Annotated in this window: 12 protein-coding genes; 5 read left to right on the top strand and 7 right to left on the bottom strand. The window is 67.9% G+C overall.

Going from position 1 to position 9,743, the window contains the following annotated elements:
• Positions 1–17: 17 nt before the first annotated feature.
• Complete coding sequence (gene recJ, locus ACREEF_RS12095; protein WP_431565825.1) at positions 18–1,820, bottom strand: single-stranded-DNA-specific exonuclease RecJ; 1,803 nt, start codon at positions 1,818–1,820, stop codon at positions 18–20.
• A gap of 64 nt (positions 1,821–1,884) precedes the next feature.
• Entirely contained in the window at positions 1,885–2,349 is a 465-nt protein-coding gene (locus ACREEF_RS12100; protein WP_431565826.1) for a hypothetical protein, read from the bottom strand.
• Between the two features lie 64 nt (positions 2,350–2,413).
• Between ACREEF_RS12100 and phaC the strand changes: the two genes are divergently transcribed.
• Both phaC and ACREEF_RS12110 read left to right on the top strand, forming a co-directional pair.
• Positions 2,414–4,381, top strand: a complete 1,968-nt coding sequence (phaC, locus tag ACREEF_RS12105) for a class I poly(R)-hydroxyalkanoic acid synthase (protein ID WP_431565827.1) — start codon at positions 2,414–2,416, stop codon at positions 4,379–4,381.
• A complete protein-coding gene (locus ACREEF_RS12110; protein WP_431565828.1) occupies positions 4,378–4,755 on the top strand; it encodes a hypothetical protein in 378 nt (125 codons plus the stop codon). Before phaC ends, ACREEF_RS12110 begins: the two co-directional genes overlap by 4 nt.
• Here ACREEF_RS12110 and msrB read toward each other — a convergent pair.
• The 5 genes from msrB to ACREEF_RS12135 form a co-directional block, all read right to left on the bottom strand.
• Positions 4,743–5,240: a peptide-methionine (R)-S-oxide reductase MsrB gene (gene msrB, locus ACREEF_RS12115; protein ID WP_431565829.1), complete on the bottom strand. Its 498-nt coding sequence runs from the start codon at positions 5,238–5,240 to the stop codon at positions 4,743–4,745. The two genes, ACREEF_RS12110 and msrB, sit on opposite strands and share 13 nt — an antisense overlap.
• Before the next feature lie 30 nt (positions 5,241–5,270).
• A complete protein-coding gene (gene argC, locus ACREEF_RS12120; protein WP_431565830.1) occupies positions 5,271–6,206 on the bottom strand; it encodes an N-acetyl-gamma-glutamyl-phosphate reductase in 936 nt (311 codons plus the stop codon).
• Between the two features lie 242 nt (positions 6,207–6,448).
• Positions 6,449–6,937: a 30S ribosomal protein S9 gene (gene rpsI, locus ACREEF_RS12125; protein WP_431565831.1), complete on the bottom strand. Its 489-nt coding sequence runs from the start codon at positions 6,935–6,937 to the stop codon at positions 6,449–6,451.
• A gap of 2 nt (positions 6,938–6,939) precedes the next feature.
• Positions 6,940–7,416: a 50S ribosomal protein L13 gene (gene rplM / locus ACREEF_RS12130; protein WP_431565832.1), complete on the bottom strand. Its 477-nt coding sequence runs from the start codon at positions 7,414–7,416 to the stop codon at positions 6,940–6,942.
• Positions 7,417–7,630: 214 nt separating this feature from the next.
• The gene (locus ACREEF_RS12135; RefSeq protein ID WP_431565833.1) at positions 7,631–8,698 is read right to left on the bottom strand and encodes a COX15/CtaA family protein; all 1,068 of its coding nucleotides are present in this window, start codon (positions 8,696–8,698) and stop codon (positions 7,631–7,633) included.
• A gap of 131 nt (positions 8,699–8,829) precedes the next feature.
• Here ACREEF_RS12135 and ACREEF_RS12140 point away from each other — a divergent pair, with 131 nt between their 5' ends.
• The 3 genes from ACREEF_RS12140 to ACREEF_RS12150 all read left to right on the top strand — a co-directional run.
• The gene (locus tag ACREEF_RS12140; protein ID WP_431565834.1) at positions 8,830–9,084 is read left to right on the top strand and encodes a transglycosylase; all 255 of its coding nucleotides are present in this window, start codon (positions 8,830–8,832) and stop codon (positions 9,082–9,084) included.
• A complete protein-coding gene (locus ACREEF_RS12145; RefSeq protein ID WP_431565835.1) occupies positions 9,084–9,293 on the top strand; it encodes a DUF2842 domain-containing protein in 210 nt (69 codons plus the stop codon). Before ACREEF_RS12140 ends, ACREEF_RS12145 begins: the two co-directional genes overlap by 1 nt.
• An 86-nt stretch (positions 9,294–9,379) precedes the next feature.
• Positions 9,380–9,743 (top strand): histidine kinase dimerization/phosphoacceptor domain -containing protein (locus ACREEF_RS12150; protein WP_431565836.1); only part of this gene is annotated, 364 nt, incomplete at its 3' end.

The following is a 9,743-nucleotide window of genomic DNA, read 5'->3' on the forward strand; positions in this document are numbered from 1 at the left end:
TCGGTCAGGCTTGAACCTCAGGCCATGCGCGGATCGGCCACGTCCTCGATCTCGAACTGCACCCCGCGACGGCCATTCCAGTCGTCCGCCTTCAGCCGCCCGACCAGGTTCAGCCCGCCCTGCCCCGCCAGCAGCGCCTTGCCAGACGGCAGGTCGGCGCAACGCCAGGCGATGGCCCGCACCGAGGCCCCGTCCGGCCCGACCAGACGGCAGCGCACATGGCCGCCGTTCATGGCGACCGGCTCGCGCGCCTGCACGCCTTGCAGGGCGAACAGCGGCTCGGGGTTGGCGGGGCCGTAGGGGGCCAGTTGCTCGAAGGCCTCGAACAGGTCGCGCGTCGCCGCGCGCGGATCAATCAAGGCGTCCACCTCGACCCAGTCCTGGGCCACGGCCTCGGCCCGCTCGCCCGACAGGCGGTCGTTGAGGAAGGCGCGCAGTTCGTCGATCCGGTCCGCCGCCACCGTCAGGCCCGCCGCCATGGCGTGCCCGCCCCCGGCGATCAGCACGCCTTCGTTCCAGGCCGCCTGTACGGCGCGGCCCAGGTTCATGCCCGGCTGCGACCGGCCCGAGCCCTTGCCCAGACCGTTGACGGCGTCGACGCCGATCACCACGACTGGCTTGCGCCAGCGTTCGCGCAGACGCCCGGCGACGATGCCGACCACGCCGGGGTGCCAGTCCTCGCCCGAGATCACGACCAGAGACGAGTCGTCATTGTGCGCGCCCGTCGCCTCGACCCGGCGCACCGCCTGTTCCGTCACCTGGGCCTCGACCTCGCGCCGGGCGATGTTCAGCGCGTCCAGCTCCTGGGCCAGCATCTTCGCCTCGTCAGGATCGTCGGTGGACAGCAGGCGCGCCCCCAGGTCCGACTTGCCGATCCGCCCGCCCGCATTGATGCGCGGCCCCAGGATGAAGCCCGCATGGTTGGACTTGGCCGGCCCTGGCTCGGCCCCGGCGGCGGCCAGCAGGGCCTTCAGCCCCGGATTCTTCCAGTCCGACATGACCTTCAGACCCAGACTGGTCAGGGCGCGGTTGAACCCGGTCAGGCCGGTCACGTCGCAAATCGCGCCCATGGCGGCCAGATCCAGCCACTGGCGGATTTCCGGCTCGGTCTTGCCCGCAAAAAGGCCCCGCGCCCGCGCCTCGCGGTTCAGCGCCGCCAGCAGGACGAAGACCACCCCCGCCGCCGCCAGATTGCCCTGCCCTGAGTTGCAGCCCGGCCGGTTCGGGTTGACCACAGCCAGACAGGCCGGCGGCTCCTCGCGCATCATGTGGTGGTCGATGACCACGACCTTCAGGCCGATGGCCGCGGCGTGGGCCACGGCCTCGTTGGCCGCCGCCCCGCAGTCCACAGTGATGACCAGATCGGCGCCGCGCGATTTCAGCGTGTCGAAGGCCCGCGCGCTGGGGCCATAGCCCTCGGTCAGGCGGTCCGGGACATAGATGGGCAGTTCCGCGCCCAGCGTGCGGAACCAGCGCACCAGCAGGGCCGCGCTGGACGCCCCGTCCACGTCATAGTCGGCGAAGACGTGGATGCTTCTGCCCGCCTGCAAGGCGTCGATGATGGCGGTCGCCGCCGTGTCCATGTCCATGAAACTGGACGGATCGGGGAACAGCGCCCGCAGTGTCGGCGTCAGGAAGTTCTGCCCCTGGTCCGCCGCCACGCCGCGCGCGGCCAAGGCGCGGGCCATCGGCTCGTCCAGATCGAGCGCCTGCATATGAGCGCGAATGGTCCCCGCCTCAGCCGGGCGCTGCCGCCAGGCGCGCCCGGACAGCGAGCGCGAGACGCCGAGGAAGGCGGGAGCATTGCTGCCGTCAGCCATGAGGTATCCTTGTCAGCCCGGCCATCATTCCGGGATTCTGTCGGTCAGACGACAGCGGGCGCCCTCAGGGGCGCGGGCGATCGATCGGCGGCGGGGCGGCGGCGCGGCGACGCAGGCGTTCAGCCAGGGCCTCGACCTCCTCCGGCGTCTGGGCGCCGATCGGCCCCATGCGCGCGGGATCGAAGCGGCGGCTAATCGATTCGATGAAGGCCGCCGGGTCGCTGTCCAGGGTCCAGTCGATGCTCGCCACCTGGCTCGCCAGGGCGCCGCTGTCGGCGTTCAGCGCCTGCACGTTCGTCGCCACCTGCGCCGGCTGCGGCAGGTCCGTCGGCGTCGCCGGGAAATCGACCCAGCGCGGGTATGTCCGGTTCGCGTCCACCAGTTCCTGCACCCTCGGCGCGACCGGCGACGTGGCGTCCGTCTTGGGGTCGAACGAGCCGACGCAGCCGCCCGTGGCCAGCAGCAGACCGGTCATCGCCGGCAGGATCGTCTTTTTCGACAGGAACACGTTCATCTCAACCCCGGTCATATGCCATCATCGATCCCGGAGGAAGGCTCGCGGCCGAACGCGCGCCGGTTCCAGAGGTTCGCCCATGGCCAAGCGCCCGACCCAGGCTCCCCCCGCCCCGCTGCCGGCCGCCGCCGCGCCGCGCAAATCCGGGCGTCCGACCTCGGCCAAGCCCCGCGCCAAGAAGGCCCCACCGCCGGACGCCGCGCCCGAATCGCCAACCAAGGCTGAAGCTCAGCCGCAGACCCCGCCTCAGCCCAAGACCGCCGCCGATCCCTTCGCCTTCGGCGCCGATCAGCGTCACCTGCTGGAAACCCTTTCGCTGAACCTGGCCAAGGCCGCCATGACGGCCCAGTCGGCCATCGCCGAGGCGGCCCTCAGCCAAGCCGATCGCCCCGCCGCCCTGTCGCCCGATCCGTTCAACGTCGCCCCGGCCCTGACCTCGGTCATGACCAGTCTGGCCGCCCGTCCGGAGAAGCTGTTCCAGGCCCAGGCCGATCTGTTCAGCCGCTACATGGACCTGTGGTCCACGACCTCTCGCCGCGCCATGGGCGAGGAGGTCGCGCCCGCCCCCTCGACCGACAAGCGGTTCCGCGATCCGGCCTGGAGCGAAAACCCCGTCTTCGACATCATGCGCCAGTCCTACCTCGTCACGTCCGACTGGATGAACGGCCTGGTCGCCAGCGTCGAGGACGTCGATCCACGCGTGAAACGCCGGGCCGAGTTTTTCACCAAACTGCTGACCGACGCCTTCTCCCCGTCCAACTTCCTCGCCTCCAACCCGGCGGCGCTGAAGGCCCTGGCCGAGACGGGCGGCGAATCACTGGTCAAGGGAATGCAGAACTTCGCCGCCGATCTGGAGCGCGGTGCCGGCAAGCTGAAGATCAGCCAGGCCGACTACGGCCAGTTCACGGTCGGCGAAAACGTCGCCACCGCCCCCGGTCAGGTCGTCTGGCGCGACGAGTTGTTCGAACTGATCCAGTTCGACGCCGCGACCGAAACGCAAGCCGCCGTTCCGCTGCTGATCTTCCCGCCGTGGATCAACAAGTTCTACATCATGGACCTGCAGCCGGCGAACTCGCTGATCCGCTGGCTGTCGGCCCAGGGCTTCACGGTCTTTGTCTGCTCCTGGGTCAACCCGGACAGGGACAAGGCCGACTTCGGCTTCGACGAATATCTGCATAAAGGCATCTACCGCGCTGTCGAAAAGACGCTGGAGCAGACCGGTCAGAAACAGCTGAACGCCGTCGGCTACTGCATCGGCGGCACCCTGCTTGGCTCGGCCCTGGCGCACATGGCGGCGCGCAAGGACGCCCGCGTCGCCTCCGCCACCTTCTTCGCGGCTCAGCACGACTTCGCCGAGGCCGGCGACCTGTTGCTGTTCACTGACGAACACTGGCTGGCCGAGATCGAGCAACAGATGGACGCCGCTGGCGGCGTCCTGCCCGGCAGCGCCATGGCCGACACCTTCAACGCCCTGCGCGCCAACGACCTGATCTGGTCCTTCTTCGTGTCCAACTATCTGATGGGCAAGGCGCCGGCCGCCTTCGACCTGCTGTTCTGGAACGCGGACCAGACGCGGATGCCCAAGCGCCTGCACCTCGACTACCTGCGCCAGATGTATGGCCGCAACGCCCTGGCCAGGGGCGAGTTCGAGATCGGAGGCCAGCGCATCGACCTGTCGAGGGTGACGATCCCGCTCTACTTCCAGGCCAGCCGCGAGGACCACATCGCGCCGATGAACTCGGTCTATCGCTCGGCCAAGCTGTTCGGCGGTCCTGTGACCTATACCCTGGCCGGCTCGGGCCATATCGCCGGGGTCATCAACCCGCCCAGCGCCAACAAATACCAGCACTGGACCAATCCCGCCCTTCCCGAGACGCTCGCGGAATGGCAAGCCGACGCGGAACAGCATCCGGGCAGTTGGTGGACCCACTGGGCCGCCTGGCTGCACCCCAAATCGGGCGACCAGATCCCGGCGCGTGATCCGAAGTCCGGCCCGCTCCAGCCCATCGAGCCCGCGCCCGGCGCCTATGTGAAAGTGAAGTCGTGAAGCGTATCGAACCCAACCTGCTGCTGGCGATCGCCACCGCCGTCCCCCTGGCGCTTCTGGTCGCCACCGCCAGCCTGTTCGGCGAGCCGGGCCGGACGCTGAAATATGTCCTGCTGGCCGTGGGGTGCAGCGCCCTGTTCGTCTCGCTCAACGGCGTCCTGGCCAAGCGCATGGGAACGCAGCGCCCGCCGATGATCCACCCCGAGGCCGCCTCGACCGCCGCCTGGGCCAGCCTGTTTCCGCTGGTTCTGATCATCGCCGCCGCCGTTCCGGTCTTCTTCCCCGGCCACGACTACGGCCTGCTGGTCATCATCGGCGCCGTCTGGTTCGGTGTGACGGTGCAATCCGCGCTCAAGGCCCGTCAGGCGGGCTGAAACGTCAGCGCCACGCCATTGTTGCAATAGCGCCGCCCGGTCGGCGGCGGCCCGTCCATGAACAGATGCCCCTGATGCCCCAGACAGCGGGCGCAGTGGTATTCGGTGCGGGCTATACCGATCAGGCGGTCGGTCTTGGTCCCGATATTGGCCTGCATCACCCGCGTGAAGCTGGGCCAGCCCGTGCCGCTGTCATATTTCCACGCCGACTGGAACAGCGGCAGGGCGCAGCCCTTGCAGACAAAGACCCCGCGCCGATCCTCGTCGTTCAGAGGGCTGCTGAACGGCTGCTCGGTCCCCTCATGCCGCAGCACGCGCCATGAGGCCTCGCCCAGCCGCCGCTTCCATTCCGCGTCGCTGATCCGGCGAAACGGCGAGTTGGCCCATGCATCCGGCGAAGCGTCCGCCGCCTCAGGCCCGCAGCCGGACAGCGCCAGAGCGGCCCCGCCCAGAAGCACCGTCCGCCGCTGCAGAAGAGCGTCCATGCCCTGTAATCACGGCCGGACGCCTTTGGTTCAGATCAGGCCGGTCGCCTCGTCCAGACCCAGCATGATGTTCAAGTTCTGCACCGCCGCGCCCGAGGCACCCTTGCCCAGGTTGTCGAGCATGGCGACCAGACGCGCCTGCTCCCCGCCCCGGTCGCCAAAGACGTGCAGACGCATCCGGTTGGTGCCGTTCAGGGCCTCCGGCTCGATGCCGCCCATTGCCTCGGTCTCGTCCAGATCGACGACCTCGACAAAACGCTGACCGTCATAGGCCTCGAGCAAGGCGCCGTGCAGCCGTTCGACCGAAGGCGTCTCCGGCAGGGCCGACAGGTGCAGCGGCACCTCGACCAGCATTCCCTGACGATAATTGCCCACGGCAGGCGCGAACAGGACGTTGCGCGTCAGGCCGGTGTGCTTCGTCATCTCCGGCACATGCTTGTGCTTCAGCGTCAGGCCGTAAGCGCGATAGGCGGTCGACGCCCCCTCAGCTTCAAACTCGGCGATCATGGCCTTGCCGCCGCCGGAGTAGCCCGACACCGCATTGACCGTGACCGGATGGCTGGCGGGCACCAGCCCTGCCCGCACCAGCGGCCGCATCAGGCCGATGAAGCCGGTCGGATAGCAGCCGGGGTTCGACACCCGCGTCGAGGCGGCGATGGCGGCGCGCTGACCTGCGTCCATCTCGGCGAAGCCATAGGTCCAGGCCGGATCGACCCGGAAAGCCGTCGAGGCGTCGATGACCCGCACGCTGGGGTTCTCGATCATCGACACGGCTTCTTTCGCCGCATCGTCCGGCAGACAGAGGATGACTGCGTCGGCGCTGTTCAGCGCCTCGCGCCGCGCCTCGACGTCGCGGCGACGATCACCCAGCAGGATCAGCTCCAGATCCGTGCGCGCCTCCAGACGCTCGCGAATCTCCAGCCCCGTGGTCCCGGCCTCGCCGTCGATGAAGATGGTGTGGGTCATAGGTCCGCACTCCTGATCCTTCTCCCCTTGCGGGAGAAGGTGGCCCGCGCAGCGGGTCGGATGAGGGGTCGCATTGACCCGACAATCTGGCGACTTTCAGACAACAAATCCGATGAAGGCGAAACCCCTCATCCGTCGACCTGCGGTCGCCACCTTCTCCCGCAAGGGGAGAAGGGAAAGCAAAGAAAAAGGCGCTCCAGGTTTCCCCGAAGCGCCCTTGTATTCCCACTCGCGGTCGCGAGTTAGCGCTTCGAGAACTGGAAGCTGCGGCGTGCCTTGGCGCGGCCGTACTTCTTACGCTCGACGACGCGGCTGTCGCGGGTCAGGAAGCCGTGCGGCTTCAGGACCTTGCGCAGTTCCGGTTCGAAGTGCGTCAGGGCGTGCGACAGGCCGTGGCGGATGGCGCCGGCTTGACCCGACAGACCCGAACCTTCGACGGTGCAGATCACGTCGTATTGCGTGGCGCGGTCCGAAACGGTCAGCGGCTGGGCGATCATCATGCGCAGCACGGGACGAGCGAAGTAAACTTCCTGGTCGCGGCCGTTGATGGTGATCTTGCCGGTGCCCGGCTTGATCCAGACGCGAGCGATCGCGTTCTTGCGCTTGCCGGTCGAGTAGGCGCGGCCTTGGGCGTCCAGCTTTTGCGTGTAGACGGGGGCTTCGGCTTCGGCCGAGGCGGTCAGGCCCTTCAGGGCGTCGAAGCCGGTGGCTTCAGCAGTCACGTCGGTCATGCTCAGACGCTCCGGGTGTTCTTGGCCGAGGCCGACTTGAAGTCGATGGTCTGCGGCTGTTGGGCTTCGTGGTCGTGCGCGGCGCCGGCGAACAGACGCAGGTGCGTCATCTGCTTGCGGGCCAGCGGGCTTTCCTTCGGCAGCATGCGCTCAACGGCTTTCTCGAGCACGCGCTCGGGGAAGCGGCCGTTCAGGACCTTCTCCGGGGTCGTCTGCTTGATGCCGCCCGGGTGGCCGGTGTGGCGATAGTAGACCTTGTCGGTGTTCTTCTTGCCGGTGAACACCACCTTGTCGACGTTGGTGACGACGACGTAGTCGCCGCAGTCAACGTGCGGGGTGTAGGTCGGCAGGTGCTTGCCGCGCAGACGGTTGGCGATGAAGGTCGCGAGGCGGCCCACCACGACGCCTTCGGCGTCGATGTGGATCCACTTCTTTTCGACCTCTGCCGGCTTCAGCGAAGCCGTAGTGCTCTTCAGCATAATGAGGGTCCTAAAGACGAACGGTGCGGCCCATCCCAAAGCAGGAATGAGCGGAAGGCGTGCTGATAGAGGGGGAACCGCCGAAGGTCAATGATCGGCGCGACGCCAAATTATCGATATAACGTTGAAAACATTCAGATTTGTTTCAACGGTATTAAAATACCTTGCGATTCCGCCCACAGCCCCCTCGCCGCCCGGCCCTGGAGTCCCGCGATCAGAGACCCGTCGAACGCGGTCCGCTCATGAACAGGCGCGGGCGCGAGCGGCGAACCAGCCACAGGTTGACCGTCGCCACCGCCAGCACCAGGGCGGCGCCCGCCTGGTGCAGCCCGCCCAGCCACAGGGGCACGGCGTGGATCAGGGTGACGACGCCCAGCCCGGCCTGAAGCCACAGGCTCACCGCCAGGATGAAGGCCGACAGACCCAGGCCCTCGGCCAGCCGCCAGCGCCAGGCGTGGATCGCATAGGCCGTGCCCGCCGCCAGCAGCAGATAGGCGCCGATGCGGTGATCGAACTGGACCAGTCCCTGGTCGTGCAGGAAGGCCAGCGCCCCCTTGCTCCAATCGACCAGCGGGAAGACGGCGCCGTTCATCATCGGCCAATCCGTATAAACAAGGCCGGCCTTGGCCCCGGCGACCAGACCGCCCAGCAGGCACTGAACGAAGATGGCGCCCAGCAGCAGGGCCGCGCCCCAGCTCCAGCCCTTGGGCGAGCGCGAATGATCCGAGCCGCTCCAGGCCTCCAGCCCGGTCCAGATCAGGCCGATGAAAATCAGCAGGGCCAGACCCAGATGGGTCGCCAGACGCTCGGGGGCCACATCGACCCGCTCCGACAGGCCGCTGGACACCATCCACCAGCCGATCAGCCCCTGAAGCCCGCCCAGCCCCAGCAGAATCACGCAGCGCAGGATCAGTCGCTTCGGCATCCGCCCGATCAGGACGAAGACCAGGAAGGGAACCGCGAAGACCACGCCGATCAGACGCCCCACCAGCCGGTGCAGCCATTCCCACCAGAAGATGCCCTGGAACTCGCCCAGGCTCATGCCGGCGTTGACCTGGGCGTACTGCGGGATGGCCTTGTACTTGTCGAAGGCCTCGGCCCACTCGGCGGCGTTCAGCGGCGGAATCGCGCCCATGATGGGCTTCCACTCAGTGATCGACAGGCCCGAACCCGTCAGGCGCGTCACGCCCCCTATCACCACCATGGCGAAGACCATGGCTGCGCTGAAGAAGAGCCACAACGCGACCGCGCGACTGCGATCCTGATTTACAAAACGGTTCATTCGACGCCTGCCGTTCGCCCCGATACACTGTCGCCAAACCCACCGGGCGACCGGGGCGGTATGCCCCCCAAGCGCGGCAAGATCGAGTCGCTTTCGGCGCCAAGGCGTCGCACCATTCTGAAGGAGCGCCCGTGGCGCCATATGCGGATATCGCCATCGCCGTCGTCGGCGCTCTGGTTCTGGCCTGGATCGCCGACCTGTTGACCGGCCGTCGCGGTTTGGGAGGGACTATTCTGGTCGCCGCTGTCGGCGCCGGCTGCGGCGCCTTCCTGGCCATTCGCGTCTTCGCCGTGGCGACGCTGGGCGACTGGATCTGGGTCGTCTGGTCCATGGTCGCCGCCGTGATCTGCCTGGTCGCCTTCTTCCTGTTCCGGAGCAAGCGCTGATGGGCGCCCGGACCCGCCGCTTCATCGCCACCATCGGCGTCGTGCTGTTCCTGGCCTTCTGGGTCTGGGGCGCGGTGATGATCAACGACCGCCTGCCCGACATCTGGTGGGTCGACCTGATCTTCTTCGCCGTCGCCGGGATCGGCTGGGGCATCCCCCTGATCCCGCTGCTGCGCTGGGCCGAACGCGAGCCCAAGCCCAAGGCCTGAAAGGCGAACGACCGGTCGCCATGACAACCGTCAACTTGCGCGTCGTCGTCGCGCGCTAGCATTCCCTCCGAGAGGAGGCGTTGGAAATGACGACCACGGCCGACGGCGCGGATCCCTTCGATCAGATCCGCGCCGCCCATCACCAAATCGGCAACAGCCTGCAGTCCGTGGCGGCCCTGCTGATGCTGCAGGCGCGGACGGCCGATCCGTCCGTCGCCAACGCCCTGCTCGAGGCCAGCCGCCGGGTGCGGGTGATCATCCGGCTGCACCAGCGCCTGCAACTGCATGAGCAGGGGGTCGAGGTCTATCTGGACGAATTCCTGGCCGACATCTGCGGCGACGTGGCCGAGATCGACGGCGGCCGCGACCATGCCGTCCTGACGCTCGATCTGCGGCCGATGACGGCCTCGGCCGGCCTGGCCTCGGCCCTGGGCCTGATCGCCGCCGAAC

This window comes from Brevundimonas sp., from assembly GCF_050729455.1.
In the GTDB taxonomy this organism is placed as follows: Bacteria; Pseudomonadota; Alphaproteobacteria; order Caulobacterales; family Caulobacteraceae; genus Brevundimonas.

Excerpts from the sequence above, each read along its gene's own strand:
- msrB (WP_431565829.1), bottom strand. The coding sequence starts at position 5,240 with ATGGACGCTCTTCTGCAGCGGCGGACGGTGCTTCTGGGCGGGGCCGCT.
- phaC (WP_431565827.1), top strand. The coding sequence starts at position 2,414 with ATGGCCAAGCGCCCGACCCAGGCTCCCCCCGCCCCGCTGCCGGCCGCC.
- argC (WP_431565830.1), bottom strand. The coding sequence starts at position 6,206 with ATGACCCACACCATCTTCATCGACGGCGAGGCCGGGACCACGGGGCTG.
- ACREEF_RS12100 (WP_431565826.1), bottom strand. The coding sequence starts at position 2,349 with ATGACCGGGGTTGAGATGAACGTGTTCCTGTCGAAAAAGACGATCCTG.
- ACREEF_RS12145 (WP_431565835.1), top strand. The coding sequence starts at position 9,084 with ATGGGCGCCCGGACCCGCCGCTTCATCGCCACCATCGGCGTCGTGCTG.
- rpsI (WP_431565831.1), bottom strand. The coding sequence starts at position 6,937 with ATGACCGACGTGACTGCTGAAGCCACCGGCTTCGACGCCCTGAAGGGC.
- ACREEF_RS12135 (WP_431565833.1), bottom strand. The coding sequence starts at position 8,698 with ATGAACCGTTTTGTAAATCAGGATCGCAGTCGCGCGGTCGCGTTGTGG.
- recJ (WP_431565825.1), bottom strand. The coding sequence starts at position 1,820 with ATGGCTGACGGCAGCAATGCTCCCGCCTTCCTCGGCGTCTCGCGCTCG.
- rplM (WP_431565832.1), bottom strand. The coding sequence starts at position 7,416 with ATGCTGAAGAGCACTACGGCTTCGCTGAAGCCGGCAGAGGTCGAAAAG.